The sequence below is a fragment of the Lactobacillus delbrueckii subsp. jakobsenii ZN7a-9 = DSM 26046 genome (assembly GCF_001888925.1).
Taxonomy (GTDB): Bacteria; Bacillota; Bacilli; order Lactobacillales; family Lactobacillaceae; genus Lactobacillus; species Lactobacillus delbrueckii.
In genome coordinates, this window is sequence record NZ_CP018218.1 from 1211174 (window position 1) to 1227728 (window position 16555).

The 16555-nt window shown below is 50.6% G+C and carries 14 protein-coding genes; 8 read left to right on the forward strand and 6 right to left on the reverse strand.

Annotation, left to right across the window (positions count from 1 at the left end):
• Nucleotides 1–3 precede the first annotated feature (3 nt).
• The 6 genes from LJ046_RS06215 (at nucleotide 4) to LJ046_RS06240 (ending at nucleotide 6870) form a co-directional block, all read left to right on the forward strand.
• Nucleotides 4–2796: a helicase C-terminal domain-containing protein gene (locus LJ046_RS06215; RefSeq protein WP_035176598.1), complete on the forward strand. Its 2793-nt coding sequence runs from the start codon at nucleotides 4–6 to the stop codon at nucleotides 2794–2796.
• Nucleotides 2789–3283: a hypothetical protein gene (locus LJ046_RS06220; protein WP_002878598.1), complete on the forward strand. Its 495-nt coding sequence runs from the start codon at nucleotides 2789–2791 to the stop codon at nucleotides 3281–3283. Before LJ046_RS06215 ends, LJ046_RS06220 begins: the two co-directional genes overlap by 8 nt.
• Before the next feature lie 61 nt (nucleotides 3284–3344).
• Nucleotides 3345–4643 (forward strand): asparagine--tRNA ligase, encoded by a 1299-nt coding sequence (asnS, locus tag LJ046_RS06225; RefSeq protein ID WP_002878599.1) that lies wholly within the window; start codon nucleotides 3345–3347, stop codon nucleotides 4641–4643.
• Between the two features lie 90 nt (nucleotides 4644–4733).
• Nucleotides 4734–5381, forward strand: coding sequence for a DnaD domain-containing protein (locus tag LJ046_RS06230; protein WP_002878410.1), 648 nt, complete (start codon nucleotides 4734–4736; stop codon nucleotides 5379–5381).
• 21 nt (nucleotides 5382–5402) lie between these two features.
• Nucleotides 5403–6032 (forward strand): endonuclease III, encoded by a 630-nt coding sequence (gene nth / locus LJ046_RS06235; RefSeq protein ID WP_002878412.1) that lies wholly within the window; start codon nucleotides 5403–5405, stop codon nucleotides 6030–6032.
• A 34-nt stretch (nucleotides 6033–6066) separates the two neighbouring features.
• On the forward strand, nucleotides 6067–6870 hold the full coding sequence (locus LJ046_RS06240; RefSeq protein WP_002878414.1) for a Cof-type HAD-IIB family hydrolase: 804 nt from the start codon (nucleotides 6067–6069) through the stop codon (nucleotides 6868–6870).
• A 34-nt stretch (nucleotides 6871–6904) separates the two neighbouring features.
• On the opposite strand, the gene LJ046_RS06245 is transcribed toward LJ046_RS06240, so the two are convergent.
• From LJ046_RS06245 to recU, 6 genes are all read right to left on the reverse strand, one after another.
• Entirely contained in the window at nucleotides 6905–7813 is a 909-nt protein-coding gene (locus LJ046_RS06245; protein ID WP_035176567.1) for an alpha/beta hydrolase, read from the reverse strand.
• Between the two features lie 62 nt (nucleotides 7814–7875).
• Nucleotides 7876–8925 carry an IS30-like element ISL7 family transposase gene (locus LJ046_RS06250; RefSeq protein WP_072557716.1) on the reverse strand — a complete coding sequence of 350 codons (1050 nt, stop codon included), beginning with the start codon at nucleotides 8923–8925 and terminating at the stop codon, nucleotides 7876–7878.
• 297 nt (nucleotides 8926–9222) lie between these two features.
• On the reverse strand, nucleotides 9223–10224 hold the full coding sequence (locus LJ046_RS06255) for a D-2-hydroxyacid dehydrogenase (RefSeq protein ID WP_002876862.1): 1002 nt from the start codon (nucleotides 10222–10224) through the stop codon (nucleotides 9223–9225).
• Between the two features lie 48 nt (nucleotides 10225–10272).
• Complete coding sequence (locus LJ046_RS06260; protein WP_002876861.1) at nucleotides 10273–12201, reverse strand: alpha/beta hydrolase family protein; 1929 nt, start codon at nucleotides 12199–12201, stop codon at nucleotides 10273–10275.
• 146 nt (nucleotides 12202–12347) lie between these two features.
• Complete coding sequence (locus tag LJ046_RS06265; RefSeq protein ID WP_002876860.1) at nucleotides 12348–14660, reverse strand: transglycosylase domain-containing protein; 2313 nt, start codon at nucleotides 14658–14660, stop codon at nucleotides 12348–12350.
• Entirely contained in the window at nucleotides 14647–15279 is a 633-nt protein-coding gene (recU, locus tag LJ046_RS06270) for a Holliday junction resolvase RecU (protein ID WP_002876859.1), read from the reverse strand. Before recU ends, LJ046_RS06265 begins: the two co-directional genes overlap by 14 nt.
• Before the next feature lie 160 nt (nucleotides 15280–15439).
• Here recU and LJ046_RS06275 point away from each other — a divergent pair, with 160 nt between their 5' ends.
• Nucleotides 15440–16000, forward strand: a complete 561-nt coding sequence (locus tag LJ046_RS06275) for an SLOG family protein (protein WP_002876858.1) — start codon at nucleotides 15440–15442, stop codon at nucleotides 15998–16000.
• 75 nt (nucleotides 16001–16075) lie between these two features.
• Nucleotides 16076–16540: a DivIVA domain-containing protein gene (locus LJ046_RS06280; RefSeq protein WP_002876857.1), complete on the forward strand. Its 465-nt coding sequence runs from the start codon at nucleotides 16076–16078 to the stop codon at nucleotides 16538–16540.
• Nucleotides 16541–16555: the final 15 nt, after the last annotated feature.

Consider the following 16555-nt stretch of genomic DNA (forward strand, 5'->3'; position numbering starts at 1 on the left):
AAAATAGTGGATTTTTTTGCCGGCGAAAGCTTCGCGGTCGTTGACTTGGAAACGACCGGGACACGCAAGGAAGAGGGGGACCGGATCATCCAGTTTGGCTGCGCCATAGTCAAAAATGGTGAAGTGGTTAAAACTTATTCCTTCATGATGAACCCCCACCGGAAAATTCCCCTGGCCGTGACCAATTTGACCGGTATCGACCAGAAGATGGTGGCCGGCCAGGCTGATTTCAAGCACTATGCCCCGAAGATCCGCGAGATCCTGCAGGATACGGTTTTCGTGGCCCATAACGTCAATTTCGACTTTCCTTTCTTGAACTACGAATTGACCAATGCCGGCTTTGAGGCCTTGACCTGCAAGGCGGTTGACACGGTTGAACTGGCCAAGATCGCCTTTCCGACCCTGCCTTCTTACAAGTTGCGGGACTTGACGGCCAGTCTGGAGATCAAGCACGCCAACCCCCACAAGGCGGATTCTGACGCCTATGGGACAGCCGTCTTGCTCTTGAAGATCATCGACAAGCTGGCTTCTTTGCCCCAGGCAACTTTGAATGTTCTGGGCTCTTTGGCCAGTGGCCTTATCCGGGACACGGGGGACGTGATCAAGGTGATTGCTGACCAGTCCCGGCAAAGCAGGCGCAAACTACCCAAAGACAAGATGCAGGTCCGCAACCTGGTCTTAAAGAGGCAGGAGATTCCGGCGGTTGAACATGGGGAAAATGGGCATTTTCCAGTTAAAGACACGGACAAACGCAAGCTTTTTAAAGGCAAGATCAATTACCGGCAAGCCCAAGTGGACCTAATCGACCGCTTGCACGACTTTGTCGAAGATGCCGGGCAAAGGGTCATGCTGGCTGAAGCGCCAAACGGGACAGGGAAGACTTTTGCCTACCTTTTCGCCTACGCCTACCAGCTCTATTCCGGTAAAAAATTAGTAATTGCTACACCGACCAAGGTCCTCCAGCAGCAGCTCCTAGACCAGGAAATTCCCCAGCTCCTGCGGGTTACGGGTCTTGGCTTAAACGCGGAAATGGTCAAGTCCAGCAGCCACTACCTGGATTTAGACGGTTTTGCCCAGACTCTCTACCAGAATTCGCCCAACAAGGCGACCTTGCTCTTGCAGATGCAGATCCTGGTCTGGTTGACAGAAACGACAACTGGAGACATGGATGAATTGCAGCTGACCAGCCAGCAGCTGCCGATTTTTAACCAGCTCAAGCACCCGGGGGATGCCCGGGTGGCCAGCCAGTTTGCCAGCGTTGACTTCTGGAACCTGGCCCGCCGCCGGCAGGAGCAGGCCAACATTTTGGTGACTAACCACGCCTACCTGGTCAACCACTACATGGACTCCATCTGGGGGCAGAATCCTTACCTGGTAATTGACGAAGCCCACCGCTTCAGCGAAAACCTGCAGACGGCCCGGATGGACTCCCTGCGCCTGGAAGCAATTTGGGGCAGCATCAGCCACCTACGCAATTTGCTCTACTTTACGGACAATAACCTGCTCAGACAAAGCGAGGAAAATGTCCAGCTGCAGTTCATGCTGGACCTCTTGGACCGGGAAAGCCTGGACTTGATTCACAGCTTGAACCGGATGCAAAAGTACCTCTACCAGCACAAGGAGCAGGCGATCAGCCAGGTTGTTTTGCCCAACAAGAGCCTGCAGCTGACCATCCAGGGCCAGGATCTCTTCCCGGAAAACTCTCAGTTCCGGCCACTTCTTAGACAGTTCCAGCAGCAATTGGAGCAGGTCCGGATCCATACCAACCAGATCCGCTACTTGCTGGAGCAGGAAAAGGACCGCTTTTTAACTGATGAGGAATCTTTGCTGGAAGAATTGAATGACCAGGTCGACCTGCTGGAATTCTACACGGGAAAGAGCTACCAGCTGTCTGACCTCTTGAACCAGCCGCTCTTGGATCATTTGGGCTTCGTGGTCAACGTGACCAACCCTGAAGATGCTCTCAGCAGCAACCTCCATTGGCTCAGCCTGGACAGTTCTGAAGAATTGCATAAAATTTACGACCGCTTTGACCATATCAGCATGATCAGTGCGACAATAACTAATGACGGCAATTTTGCCTTTGCCAAGCAGTTCCTGGCTCTGCCAAATTTGGGTGTCTCCTGCTACAAGGGCAAGGCCAGCTTCCCCATGGCTGACCATCTGGAGATTCTGGCCATGGACGAGAGGCAGCCGGAACCAGACAGCCCGCGTTTTTTGGAAGAATTGAAAAATATCCTGACCAAGGACTTAAGCGGGCAAAAGCACGTTTTGTGCCTGTTTACCAATCTGGACTTGATCAAGCAGCTCTACTTTGAACTGCTGAATGATCCCCGGGTTAAGGACTATGAGCTCCTGGCCCAGGGCTTGACGGGGTCAAATGAGCGGATCACCCGCCGCTTTGTCATCGCTGAACGGTCAATCTTGCTGGGGGCAGATAGCTTCTGGGAAGGGGTGGACTTCCACAATTGCGGGATTGACCTGGTTATCGCGACCCGCCTGCCATTTGAGTCCCCGGACCTGCCGGAGGTTAGCCTCAGGCAGCACTACCTGGCCCAAAGAGGCTGGGATGTCTTTCAAGAGGACTCTTTGCCCCGGGCGGTTCTCCGCCTGCGGCAGGGATGCGGCCGCTTGATCCGGGGTGAGGATGATCATGGGCAGTTTTTGATCCTGGATCCCCGGATCTGGACCAAGAGCTATGGCCCGACCTTTAGGTCCAGCCTGCCGGCTCCGGTGCAAAGGGTTAAAGCGAGTGAGTTAAAAAAGAAGTTGAAGTTCGAGAGGAAAAATGCTTAACGAAAGAGTCAAAAATTTCTTGCAGTATCTGGCCTGGCTGTTCTTCTTCCTGTTTTTGCTTTACGCGGGAACAGTGGCGGTTGTTGCTAGGGCAGCCAAGCCGTACAGTCAGCAGAAAGAGAAAGTCGCCAAGCTGGTCAAGCAGACTTCCATGAAGCAAATTGACAAGTACTACCATTTGAGCCGGGGCGTCAAGTCATATTCAGCCAGCGGGAAAACCAGTAAGGGTAAGGCGGCTTACTTCATCTACCTGCCGGGTAAACATAAGGCCTACTATTATTCAGCTAGTGACGGCGTCAGCGAAAGCACGGTCAAATCTAGCTTTCAGAAGTCTTACCCAAAAAAGGCCATCAAGGAAGTCAACCTAGGCTGGTATCAAAAGCAGGCCGTCTGGGAAGTCACGGCAGTCAACGCAGACGGCAGCTACTGCTATGCCATCTACAAGTTCAAGGATGGCCAGCTCCTGTCTCTGGTCGATAAGTTATAGAAGATCAGGCAAAAATCTGCTATCATGGATAGAGTTATAAAAATAAGGTGGAATTAAAAGAATGACAGAATTGATTTCAATCAGAGAATCAGCCAAGCACGTTGGCGAAGAAGTCAGAATGCACGTCTGGCTGACCGACAAGCGGTCCAGCGGGAAGATCGTCTTCCTGCAATTAAGAGACGGCACGGCCTTCTTCCAAGGCGTTGTCCGCAAGAACGATGTCAGTGAGGAAGTTTTTGAAGCAGCCAAGGGCCTGCGCCAGGAAGCAAGCTTCTACCTCACCGGGACCATCCATGAAGACGCCCGGTCCCACTTTGGCTACGAAATCCAGATCAGCGACCTGGAAGTCGTCTCAAACAACGAAGGCTACCCGATCACCAACAAGGAACACGGGATCGACTTCCTTTTGGACCACCGTCACCTCTGGCTGAGAAGCCGGCGGCCATTCGCCATCATGCAGATCAGAAACCGGATCTTCAAGGCTACGGTCGACTTCTTTGAAAACGAAGGCTTCGTGAAGTTTGACGCCCCGCTTCTGATGCACTCAGCGCCAGAAGGGACCACGGAACTCTTCCATATCGACTACTTCGACCACGACGCTTACCTGTCACAATCCGGCCAGCTTTACGGGGAAGTCGGGGCAGAAGCCTTCGGCAAGATCTTTACCTTCGGGCCAACCTTCCGGGCGGAAGCTTCCAAGACCCGCCGGCACTTGACTGAATTCTGGATGATGGAACCGGAAATGGCCTGGATGCACCAAGATGAATCCCTGGACCTGCAGGAACGCTTCCTGTCTTACGTGGTTGGCCAGGTTTTGGAACACTGCGAATACGAATTAAGCATCCTGGGCCGGGACTTAGACAAATTGCGTCCAGCCGCTGAAGGCAATTATACCCGCCTGTCCTACGATGACGCGGTTAAGATGCTGCAAGAAGCTGGCAAGGACTTCAAGTGGGGCGACGACTTTGGCGCGCCAGATGAAGCCTTCTTGTCAGAGCAATTTGACCGGCCATTCTTCATCGTTAACTACCCAGTAGCAATCAAGCCATTCTACATGAAGAAGAACCCGGAAAACCCATTGACTTACCTCTGCGCCGACGTGGAAGCGCCAGAAGGCTACGGGGAAATCATGGGCGGGTCAGAACGTGAAGCTGACTACGACACCTTGAAGGCGCAAATCGAAGAAGCGGGCCTCAACCTGGACGACTACTCCTGGTACCTGGACCTGAGAAAGTACGGCAGCGTGCCACACTCCGGCTTCGGGATGGGCTTTGAACGGGTTATTGCCTGGATCTGCAAGCTGGACCACGTTCGTGAAGCTGTTCCATTCCCAAGAATGATCAATAGAATGCAGCCATAAGCGCATTAGTTGTTTTTTAACAAGAATAAAAGCTAAAATAAAAGAGTGAGTTAGCTCACTCTTTTATTTTTTGTGAAAGAACGTGAGAAAATGGCAAGTTACAATTTTTACCGGCAGCTGGGGGTGACCAGCATCAGCAATGGCCTGATTGCCTACTATGCCCGCCTGGGCTTGACTGAAGCGGAACTGGCCCTGGTCTTGCAGCTGGAAGCTTTCTTTCAAAGGGGAAATTACTTCCCCAGCAATGAAAAAATCGCGGCCAATACCAACTTCAGCGTCAGTGACGTCACTCTCTTGATCCAAAGCCTGCTGGACAAGGGCTGCCTGTCTCTTAGGCAGGCCAAGGACGCCAGCGGGAAGATCAGCAGCTGCTACAGTCTGGATGAGCTCTATGACAAGCTGGACCAGTATTTAGACCAGCATGTCCAGGTCAAGGACATGAACGGGGAAGTGCTAGAAGAAGCTAAAGACAGCTTGAATAACGATCCAATGAGTGACCTGGCCCGGGAGTTTGAGATTGAATTTGGCCGCTACCTGACCCCGATTGAGCGGGAGGAAATCCAAGACTGGCTGAATTTGGACCACTACGCCCCGGAGATTATCAAGTTGGCCCTGCGGGAAGCAGTCTTGTCCCGGGCGATGAGCTTCAAGTATGTTGACCGGATCCTGCTGAACTGGCAAAGAATGAATTTGAAGACCGCCAGCGAGGTCCATCAGTATCTGGAGAGAAACCGTTAATAAATTTTTGGGAGGATTTTAATGGAAAAAGACGAAAAGCTCTTGAGTGATGAAGAAGCAAGAAATGTTTTGAAGCAGATTGACGCCATGTTTCCGGAAGCAAAAGGGGAGCTGAACTGGGACAACCGCTTCCAGCTTTTGTGCGCGGTCCTGCTCAGCGCGCAGACAACAGACAAGATGGTCAACAAAGTGACCCCCCAGCTCTTCGCGGATTTCCCGACCCCGGAAGCTATGGCGGCGGCCAGCCAGGAGGAGATCGAGGCAGATATTTCCCACCTGGGCCTCTATCATTCTAAAGCCAAGCACCTCAAGGAAATGGCCCAGACCCTGGTCGCTGAATATGGCGGCCAGGTGCCGGGCAAGAAGGAAGACCTAGTCAAATTAGCCGGGGTTGGCAACAAGACGGCCAATGTCGTTCTGGCTGAAGGCTGGGGAGTTCCGGCAATCGCGGTCGACACCCACGTGTCCCGGATCGCCAAGAAGTTCAAGATCGTGCCGGAGAAGGCAACGCCTTTGCAGGTGGAAAAGCGGCTGGAGGAGCTGCTGCCAAAGGATGAGTGGATCCATACCCACCATGCCATGATCTTCTTTGGCCGCTACAAGATGCCTGCCCGGGCCAAGAACCCGGATCCCTACAGTTATTTAGATTAAGCTGAGAAAAGCAAAAATTTTGCGGGAGATAGCCATGATAAAATTGATTGCCTTTGATATGGATGAAAGCTTCATGCCGCGGAAGGGATTTTATGAACGTGAGCGCTGGGCACGCGATTTTGACCTGTTGCGCGCAAAAGGCATCCGCGTCTTGCCTATTTCGGGAGACCAGTACCAGCAAGTAGCGGACTTATTCCCGATGAAGGATGAAATGACGATTGGCGGCTTGAATGGTTCGGTGATTTTTGAAAAGGGCCAGCTGATTAAAGCAGACGAGATTGACCGGTCCATGGTTCAAAAAATAATGCAAATAATTGCGGAAAACGGCCTGGCACAACGGACCATGCTCTGCGGGATCAACTATTGTTATTTCTTGGAACAGGCTGATCCGGCTTTTCGCGAAAGAATGAATTTTTATTTCTCGCATAATCAGAATGTATCTAGCTTCCTGCCTTTGCCTGATGACAAATTCACAGAAATCATGATAGTGCCAGGCACTGGCCGCATGGACGAAACTGAGGAGAAGCTTAAGGCAGTCTGCGCGGAAAAACTGCAGATTTTTAACTCGGGAGTAGCCAGCATCGACATTCTGCAGCCCGAAGTGTCAAAAGGTAATTCGCTTAAATGGCTGGCAAGCCGCTATGATCTTTCGCCTGAGGAAATCATGGCTTTTGGTGATGGCCTTAACGACATTGAAATGCTGAAATTCGCGGGCCATTCCTACGCGATGAAAAATGCCCGCGAAGAGGTCAAGGAAGCAGCCAAGTTCGTAACAAAACTGCCGGCTGCGGAGAATGGCGTCCTGGACACGATTGAAAAAGAAGTTTTGGGAATGTAAAAAGACCGCCGGAGAAGGCGGTCTTTTTTATATACTAGGCTAAAACATGTTTAATGAAAGCATCCAGTTCCTTTAAAACAGCTGGGGAGGTGAATTCTCCGCCGCCGTGGTCAGCACCCTTGATCAAGATGTAGGAGGCTTCTTTGCCGCACTCCTTTAATTTCAAATAAAGGTCAGTGCTGCCGATTGTGTTGACCGTCCGGTCTTTCGTGCCGTGAATGATCAATACTGGCGGAATGTCGGTATCCTTGCTGATATTGCACTCAACTGACAGTTTCCGGCGCAGGTCAGAATTCTCTCTTAAGTCAACATGGCCCATTTCCATCCCTTCCGGACTGTCAGCCTGCAAGTGGTTGATAGTTGTTGGGTTGCTGTCTTCACGCATGACGGAGACGGAGCCGTAAAAGTCGACCACGCCACTTACTTTGGCGTTAACATCTGGGTAGAGATTGTCTTCACCTTCCGGGAAAAAGCTGGCGTAAACGGCAGTGTGACCGCCAGAAGAATTGCCCGCTAAAATAACCCGCTTTGGGTCGCCCTGGTATTCGGGCCCGTGCAGCTTCATGAAGCGTACGGCGTTTTGGGCATCAAGAATCGGCTTCGGGAAGGAAGCCACGTCGCTGCCCCGGTATTCAACAACCGCAACAACATAGCCAAGAGCGGCGATTTTTGCCATCTGGGGCAGGTCGCGGTAAACATTTTGCTTCATCCATGCTGAGCCTTGGACGTAAACAAAGATCGGGTAAGTCAAGTCATCCGGATGGTTCCGTGTAGATGGCTCCAAGATCTGCAAGGTCAGTTTCTGTCCGCCATAATCTGCGTATTCAACGTTTGGGTGGTAGAGGACTCTGACTTCATCACCGGTACTGTCGATACATTTTACGTCTGGCAAGTCGGTTTGGTATTCCGGGAAATCCGGATAAGACCATTTCTTAATTTCCATAATTTTTTCCGCCAATTGCAAAAATAAATTGAACACTTACCATAACATCTGGTAAATTTTGACTATCTACGCCGGTAAATGCGGTCAAGTTCGGTGTCAAAGTACTCTTCTGGAGTCTTGTAGTTTAAGATCTTCCGAGGAAGAGAGTTGCACCATACCTCGATCTTAGCAATATCTTCCACACTGTACTTATCCATACGGTCTCCCTTGGGAATATAGCGTCTGATAAGCCCGTTGTGCCGTTCTACGCTGCCTTTATCACAGGATGTATAAGGGTGAGCGTAGTACACAAGAGTCTTGGAAACTTGCTCAAGATCGGATAGATCTGCGAACTCAGATCCGTTGTCGGTTGTGATAGACTTAAAGATTTGATTCCATTTGGATCCGTAGTACTCTCGAAGCTTATCAAATGCCTTCATAACGCTAGCTGAGGTTTTATCCTCGATCTTGATCATGAAGAACTGACGCGTCTTTCGTTCGCACAGAGTAAGCAACACATCATCGTCCTTAGTCTTGTGTCCAAGAACCAGATCGCATTCCCAGTGACCAAAGTCCTTACGACTTTCGATTCTAGGACTACGTTCATCGATGCTTCGTCCCAGGATACGCTTGTTTACACGGGCACGACGAGTCTTAGTATTGCGCTTGACCTTCTCTGGAAGATCACCGTTCTTGATGTCCATTAGGCCCAAGTCAACGTAGTTATACAGAGTTTTGGTTGATACGACCTGATCCTTCTGGAAGATTCCCTTGGCCAAAGCATAACCCACGCAAGCATCAAGAGACCAGCCTCGATTATGGAAGCAGTGGGAAACATAGTCGATGAACTTATGTCTGCGAAGAAACAAGCTCTTGCGGCCGCATTTGCTTCTATGTAGTTCGTAAGTGCTTTGCCCTTCGACAGCTTTATACCGCTTCACATTGCCGGTATACACGGATACTGTGCCTCTTTTGAGCTCATATCCGACCGTGCTTGGCGAGCAGTTAAGCTCTCTGGCTATAGCACGGTTGGAGTAGCCCTTAGAGTGCAGCTCCTGGATTGTAGTCCGGTCGTTTAGCTTAAGGTGCTTGCCCTTTTGGTGTGGTTTAGTGTTAGAATATGAATGATCCATTTTAACCTCTCTAGAAATGTTTGTGGTAATTCATATTCTACCAGATGGTTGAAATGGATTTTTTGTGCTCTAATCCAGTGAAAACGATTTTTCTTACTGGATCGAAACAGTGTTCAGTTTAATTTTACAATCGGCGCCATAATTTTTTCTCCTTTTCACATGCTAATTCCATTGTATGGTAGAAAAAAGATTATTCCAGCAAAAAAAGTTAGCGTTTTCAATAAGAATTGCAATATACCAAAAAAACCGGCAGAAATTAAACTGCCGGTGTTTTCGCGTTGATCAATTCAGTAAAAATTACAGGTTAACGATGCTTCTTGGCCGGCCGCCTTTGGCGATGGTCAATTGGTCAGTCAAGCAGATCTGCACCATGTTGCGGATGGAAGTTTCCGTGTAGAAGGCTGAGTGCGGAGTAATGACAACGTTTGGCATCTTGGCCAGGGTCTTGTAGTCTTCTGGGATTTCGCTGTCCGTCAGGCCAGTGTGGCCAAAGTAGCTGGATTCCCCAGCCAAAGTATCCAGGCCGGCACCGGCGATTTCGCCATCCTGCAAGGCCTTGATCAAGGCTCCAGTGTCGACTAATTCGCCCCGGGCACAGTTGATCAAGTAGGCAGACTTCTTCATTTCCTTCAGCTGCTTTTCCCCGATCATGTTTTCCGTTGATGGGAGGAGGGGAGTGTGGAGGGAGACGATGTCAGCTTCTTTCAAGACCGTGTCAAAGTCGGTGTAGGTCAAAAATGGTTCAAATTCCGGGTTGTAAGCCACGTCATAGGCGATGACCTTGGCCCCCATGGCTGAGAAGATTTCTGCCACGGCGCTGCCGATGTGACCGACCCCGATCAAGCCGACAGTCAAGTTGTAGATTTCATTGCTGATCAAGTTACTTGGCCAGGTAAAGTCATGGTCATGGTCCATCCGGTAGCGGAATTCCCCGATCTTGCGCAGGAGGTACATGGCCTGGGTAACCGTCATTTCAGCGATCGCCCGCGGGGAGTAGACCGGAACGTTGGTGACCAGCAAGTTGTACTTCTTGGTCCAGTCGAAGTTGATGGTGTTGAAGCCAACGATTCTGAGGCCGATGCACTTGACTCCGTATTCGCTCAATTTTTGGTAAACAACTTCTTCGTCAACCGGGCCAAGTGGCTTAAGGGAAACGCTGCTGCACCCTTCAGCTAAATCTACAGTCGCGCTGGTCAAGGCCTGGTCGGTCGTCTTAATTTCGACATCGTTTTTCTTAGCCCAGTCTTCAATGTAAGGCACTTCGATCGGGCTGACATTATACATGGCAATTTTAGTCATAAAAAACTCCTTTGTTGCATAATCTTTTGTTTTCTTGCCTCTTATATTTTACCGCAAATGCTGGTCAAACCAGGCAGTAATTTCTTTTAAGCGGCGGATCCGGTGTTTTGGCTGCCCGCTTCTGGAGAGCTCGTGGTTTTCGCCTTTAAAGAGGCACATTCTGCTTTCCACCCCGTAGTAGAGCAGGGCCCGGAACATCTGCATTCCTTCCGGCAAAGGACATCTGTAGTCTTCCAAAGAGTGGATGAACAAGGTCGGCGTGGTCACGTTTTTGGCATATTTCAAAGGAGACTGCTGCCAGGCATAGTCCAGCTTCTCGTCCAAGTTATTTGCGTCAATGGAGTAAAGGTCATCCCAAGGACCCACGTCTGACATAAAGGCATCGCTCAGCCAGTTGGACATGGACCGCTGGCTGGCGGCAGCCTTGAAGCGGTCAGTATGGCCGATCACCCAGTTGGTCATGTAGCCGCCATATGAACCGCCAGTGATGCCCAGACGGCCGGCGTCAATTTGCGGGATTTTTGCCAAAACAGCGTCCGTGAACTTCAGCAAGTCCTCGTAGTCTTCCCGGCCCCAGTGCCCCCGCATGTTGGCGTAGTCGTTGCCCTGGCCGTCAGAGCCGTAGATGTTGGCAAAGAAGACAAAGTAGCTCCGGCTTGCCCAGACCTGCATCTCGTGGAAAAAGGGGGTCCCGTAAACTGTCTTTGGCCCGCCGTGGACATCGAGGATGGCCGGATATTTTTGCTTTTCAGCAAAGTCTTTCGGGTAAAGAACCCAGCCATGCTGGGTATTGCCGGCATAGTCTTGATAGTCAACTTGAACGGCGGAAGCGACATAGCGGCCCTTTAAGGCATCTTCGTTATAGCTAGAGTGCTTGGTCAGCTGGCCGTCCTTGTAGCTGTAAAGTTGCTGGGTCTCGTTGGCATTTGGACCAGTAAACCAGCAAGTGCCGTCACTGGTAAAGTCAAAGAATTCGATGGAAGGAAATTCAAAGACAGGAGTAATTTTTTCGCCGTCAAAGCATTCCAATACCGTGTGGTCGACCTTAGTCGTGGTGAAGTAGAGGCAGTCCTCAAAGACCCGGCTGGTCCGCACGTCCAACAGGCAAAGGTCGGTGTCTACGCAGTCGCCCCAGCAGTCTTCCCAAGCCGCGGCCAAAGAAAGAGTTTTGAATTCCGGGTCATACTTGTAAAACTGGGGATTTTCTTCCGAGCCATAGCGCTTTTCATCAGTGGCCACCAGGTAGAGCTGGCCCTTTAAGACGCAGATGTCAAAAATTGACCACTCTTCTTTTGGCAAAAGCTGAGAATATTCCAGGCTATTTAAGTCCAGCTGGTAGAGGGCGGACTTGCGGGCCTTGGATTGAGTGTAAGAATCCCCGGTGAAGTAGAGGTCAGTGCCATCGACATAGTGGAAGTCAAAGGTGAAGTATGGGTCATCTTTTAAGAGTTCGGTCAACTCCTTTTTGGCGGGGTCAAAAAGAAAGAGGCGGTCGCGGAACTTGGAAATAATGCCGTCGCCATTGAAGTAGGCCGGGAACTCATCTAAGACCACATAGTCTTTTTCATCCGGATCCTGCTTTTTCTCAGCTTCGCGCAAGTCAACCCGCCGGCTGAGGAGCAGGCGGCCGTCTACTAAGACATTTTCAACCGCGAAATCTTCTCCCTCTAAAGCAGCGATTTCCCTTGCTTCACCGCCCTTTAAAGAAAGCTGGTAGATAAAGGTCTTGTCCTTTTCCTTGGTCCGGTTGCCGGCAAAGCAAACCGTGTTTTCATCGAGAAAGACGAAGTCTCTTTCCTGGCCAAAGGAGCTAAGGGGGCTGACTTGCCCGTCTTGCAAGGTCTCTAATGTGTAGAGGTATTTGTCTTTTTTGCTGGCATCTGGCAGGCCCTTGACCCAGACAAGGTTCTGACCCTTGGCCTTGAGTTTGCCCAGGTTGGCATAGTGCAAAAAGTCCTCAATTTTAATTGCGTCCATGATTTCCTCTTTTCTATTTCTGTAAGTCTTGTTGACAGATATTCTTGCTTTTTATCCTGTTGCTATATATTTTAGCAGAGAAAAAAGCCAGGGCCTTGAAGAAATCAGTTGCTCTGGCTTTTTCGATAAATTATTAATTCAGCAGCTTAGTTATCCTGCTTGTCATCATTATTGTTGTCTTGCTTATTTTCTTCAGTCTTCGGCGCTTTGCTGCTCTGGCTGGAAGAAGATGCCGAGCTTGATGAAGCCGCGCTTGAACTTGAAGAGCTGGATGAAGACGAGGACTTCTCGCTTGAACTGGAACTCGAGCTGCTCTTCGAGGAGCTGGAACTTGAGCTTGATTTGACGCTGGAAGTCACGGCTGAACTGGAAGCAGTAGAAGTATCGCTGCTTGAGCAGACATAGTCAGCGTCAGTCGGCGCATGCCCCTTGACAAAGAGTTCCCAAGTGTAGGGCTGGCCAGGGGAGGCTACTTTGTCTTCAGTATTCTTGACAATCCGCATCTTGACGACCGTTGCTGGCATTTCCCAGTCTGTGCTGTCTTCGTCAGCCATCAAGTAGGACATCATGTACTTGTAGATCAGCTGGGCTGAGTACTGGCCGACTCCAGAGATCGTCCCGTCCTTCAAATTGTCATAGCCTGTCCAGATTCCGATTGAATACTGCTTGGTGTAGCCAACGAACCAGGAATCCTTTGGCGTTGAGCTGTAGCTTGGGTACTTAACCAGGTCGGAGTCAGAGTACTTAACCGTACCGGTCTTACCGGCCTCGTAGATCCCGCTGACCTTGGCCGTGGTCCCGGTCCCGCTGGTGAAGACGCCCTTGAGCATGTCGGTGATCATGTAGGCAGTTGACTTCTTCATGACCCGCTTGCCAGCAGAGTTATACTTGCGGACCTGCCCGTCAGCCGTTTCGATCTTGGAGACGAATTGTGGCTTTCTGTAAACGCCCATCGTCGCGAATGCCCCATAAGCAGCCGCCATCTGCAAGCTGGAGGCGTCAACCCCGATCGCTGTTGAAAGACCAGCATTGGGACTGACGTTAACACCTAATTTTCTGGCAAAAAGCGAGGCCCGGGAAATCCCGACTTCATTCAAGGTTCTGACGGCCGGCACGTTTCTGGACTGAACCAGGGCATAGCGCATGCTCATTGGCCCCTGGTAAGTGTTGTCCCAGTCATAAAGCTGGATATTAGTGCCCGGGTAGGTGTACTTGGTATCCTGCAGGATGTGGCTGGTTCCCCAGTTGAGGTATTGAATTGCCGGAGCGTAGTCTAAGACCGGCTTGATCGTTGACCCGGTTGACCGGCCTGTCTGTACTGCCCGGTCAAGACCCAGCTGGACTGACGGCAACTTCCGGCCCCCGAGGATGGCGATAACATGTCCGTTCTTCGGGTTGATGACCGTGGCCCCGATCTGCATCTTCTTGCTGGTAAAAGCAACGCTGCCGCTGTTAGCCAGGGAGTAAAGTTTGTTTTGGGCAGCCTGGTTGATATTGATGGTGATCTTCAGGTTGTCATTGTATGGGTCGAAGCCGTCAGCCTGCACTTCAGCAATTGCTTCCTTGATGTAGGCGTCGTCGACCTTGCGCAGCTTGGATTCAGTGCTGGTCGTGTGCTTCTTAAGGCCCTTCTGTACGTCTTCAGCCTTGGCTGCCAGGTACTGCTTCTTAGTAATCTTCTTGTTGTCATACATGGCCTTAAGAACCAGGTCCCGCCGGTACTTAGCCTTCTTTGGGTAAAGGTAAGGGTTGTAGGCCACCGGGGCGTTAGGCATCCCGGCCAAAAGGGCCAGCTGGGCCAGGTCCAGCTGCTTGAGGGACTTGCCATAGTAGTAGTTGGCTGCAGTCCCCATCCCGTAGGTCCCATAGTTCATGTAAACCTTGTTGATGTAAAATTCCAGGATCTGGTCCTTGCTGTATTCTCTTTCCACCTTCATGGCCAGCCAGGCTTCCTGGGCCTTTCTGGACAGGGTCCGCTGGGAGCTGGCGGTTGAGAAGCAGGTCAATTTGACCAGCTGCTGGGTGATGGTTGACCCGCCGGCCACGGTGCTGGAGCTCTTGACGTTGGTCAAGAAAGACGACACGATCCGGAGGGGGTCGATCCCCAGGCTTTCAGAGTAGAAGCGCTTGTCTTCGATAGAGACGACCGCGTCTTTCAAAGTCTGGGGGATGGCCGAGTCTTTAGCATAGACCCGGGTCTGTGAACCCAGTGACATTAAAAATTTGCCGTCGGTAGTGTAAAAACTTGATGTGCCGCCGCTTTGCAGCTTGGAGGTGCTGATGCTCGGGGCGTCTTTGGCGTAGTAGGCGAAGACGCCGACGCCGGAGATGATCAGCAAGAAAAAGAGCAGAAAAAGCCATTTAATTACCCGCAGAACGGGCCGGGCCTTCTTGGCGCCGTCATTGGCGTGCAAGCGGGCCATCCGCGTGTTCTTTTGCTCTGGACTATTTGTTGCCATGTTCTTGTTTCCTATCCGCAATGATCCGGTCGACTGCCTCTAAATAGGGCAGGGCTGGCCAGAATCCGCTTTTAATTTCAAAGGAGTTAGCTTCGATTTCAGCAAGAGTCATGGAACTCTTGCCGGCAGCCTTCCAGTTTTGCCAAGCTTGAATCAAAAAAGATGCCGGGGTGACAAAGTAGCGCTCCAGGGTCATGAAGCCGATAAGGGCAAAGCAAATCCCCTCCTGGTCCAAACACTGCTCAAGGTGCAGGATCTGGTGCGCATGAAAGTTCTTTAAAGGAAAAGAAGTTTTGTTGCGCGTCTCCTTGGCTTCAAAATCAAGGTAGTAGCCTTGATAGACGCCGTTGTAGTCAGTCGTTGAGGCCTGACGAAAGTAGGCCTCGCGGATGACAGCCCGCGATCTTTTTGGGTAGTCGACCTTGACGATCTGAATCGGGGTCGGCTTCTTGTGAACGACCGCGATGCCCGCGTCAAGGTAGTACTGGTTTGATTCATTGATCTGCTGCTCCAGGGTCATCCCGCGGCCAGAAAAGCTGGCCTTTTTAAGCAGGGCCTTTTCTCCTTGCCGCTGAGCTGCCCTGAGGGGCATGACAGATCCAGTTGGGTATTTGACCATAAAGTTCACTCCTGGAAGTCATTATAACAATAAAAACTTGAGAAACCTAATCAGATTATTTGCAAACTGACTCTGAAGCTAGATCATTCCTGCTTTTGCGGTTAATGTTACAATGTTTTTAAGAAACTGGCAAAGCAAAAAGATTAAGGGAGGAATTTGCATGCAGCGAATTTGGATCAGCGGCTACCGGGGCTATGAACTGGGAACTTTTGGCGACAAGGATCCAAAAATCACGGTGATCAAGTATGCCATCAAGCAGCGCCTGACCAACCTGCTGGAAGAAGGGCAATTGGACTGGGTCATCACTGGCGCTAACCTGGGCGTTGAGCAGTGGAGCGCGGAAGTGGCCCTGGAGCTAAGGCAGGACTATAACCTGCGCCTGGCAGTGATGCTGCCTTATCTTGACTTTGGCAGCCGCTGGAGCGAAAACAACCAGCTTAAGCTGCAGAATTTGAAAAATCAAGCTGACTTCTGCTCCGCAACTTCAAAAGGACCCTACCAGGGCGGCCGGCAATTCCGGGAATACCAGCAGTTTATGTTCCAGCACACCGACCGGGCCCTTCTGGTCTATGACCCGGAATACCCGGGCAAGAGCAAGTATGACTACGAGATGATCGAAAAATACCTGGAAAAGCGGGATGACTACCAGCTGGACCTGGTCGATTATTATGACCTGGAACAGGCCGCCAGGGATTATGAAGAAAATCAAAGGAAATGGTAAATTTTAACTCTTTCTTTCTTTTTTATAAGGGCGCTTTTTGATAAAATGACTTTAGTATAAAGGAGTCAAGAGTTAATGGCAGATTTAAACGATATTAAGTTGTCCGCGCAGGACATTTTGAAGAAGCAGTTCAGAAGCAAGGTCAAGGGCTATGATCCGGATGAAGTTGATTCTTACCTGGACCAAATCATTTCCGACTATGAAACCTTCCAGGACATCATTGAAGACCTTTACGGCCGGATTGGTGAACTGCAGGGGCAGGTAATCGCCGCTGAGAAGCAGGTCAAGCAGGAAGAACAGGCCGTCAAGGAAATTCCGGCAGCCGGCCCGGCACCAGCAACTACTGAAAGTAAGGAAGAAGACGTTAAGACCTACGTGCCAAGCTCACAAAGGCAGCGGGCCAACTTCAGCCTGGATAACAGCAGCACTAGCGGCGAAATCTCAACTAACATGGCAATCATTCAAAGACTTTCAACCTTGGAGCGGAAGGTCTACAATCTGGAACAAAGAGTTTACGGAATTCAGGATTTACAAAAGTAAAGAAAGTTTGCTATA

What these genes read in the sequence shown, in the direction of transcription:
- LJ046_RS06220 (WP_002878598.1), top strand. Translation starts at nt 2,789, where the DNA reads ATGCTTAACGAAAGAGTCAAAAATTTCTTGCAGTATCTGGCCTGGCTG.
- asnS (WP_002878599.1), top strand. Translation starts at nt 3,345, where the DNA reads ATGACAGAATTGATTTCAATCAGAGAATCAGCCAAGCACGTTGGCGAA.
- LJ046_RS06230 (WP_002878410.1), top strand. Translation starts at nt 4,734, where the DNA reads ATGGCAAGTTACAATTTTTACCGGCAGCTGGGGGTGACCAGCATCAGC.
- nth (WP_002878412.1), top strand. Translation starts at nt 5,403, where the DNA reads ATGGAAAAAGACGAAAAGCTCTTGAGTGATGAAGAAGCAAGAAATGTT.
- LJ046_RS06240 (WP_002878414.1), top strand. Translation starts at nt 6,067, where the DNA reads ATGATAAAATTGATTGCCTTTGATATGGATGAAAGCTTCATGCCGCGG.
- LJ046_RS06245 (WP_035176567.1), bottom strand. Translation starts at nt 7,813, where the DNA reads ATGGAAATTAAGAAATGGTCTTATCCGGATTTCCCGGAATACCAAACC.
- LJ046_RS06250 (WP_072557716.1), bottom strand. Translation starts at nt 8,925, where the DNA reads ATGGATCATTCATATTCTAACACTAAACCACACCAAAAGGGCAAGCAC.
- LJ046_RS06255 (WP_002876862.1), bottom strand. Translation starts at nt 10,224, where the DNA reads ATGACTAAAATTGCCATGTATAATGTCAGCCCGATCGAAGTGCCTTAC.
- LJ046_RS06260 (WP_002876861.1), bottom strand. Translation starts at nt 12,201, where the DNA reads ATGGACGCAATTAAAATTGAGGACTTTTTGCACTATGCCAACCTGGGC.
- LJ046_RS06265 (WP_002876860.1), bottom strand. Translation starts at nt 14,660, where the DNA reads ATGGCAACAAATAGTCCAGAGCAAAAGAACACGCGGATGGCCCGCTTG.
- recU (WP_002876859.1), bottom strand. Translation starts at nt 15,279, where the DNA reads ATGGTCAAATACCCAACTGGATCTGTCATGCCCCTCAGGGCAGCTCAG.
- LJ046_RS06275 (WP_002876858.1), top strand. Translation starts at nt 15,440, where the DNA reads ATGCAGCGAATTTGGATCAGCGGCTACCGGGGCTATGAACTGGGAACT.
- LJ046_RS06280 (WP_002876857.1), top strand. Translation starts at nt 16,076, where the DNA reads ATGGCAGATTTAAACGATATTAAGTTGTCCGCGCAGGACATTTTGAAG.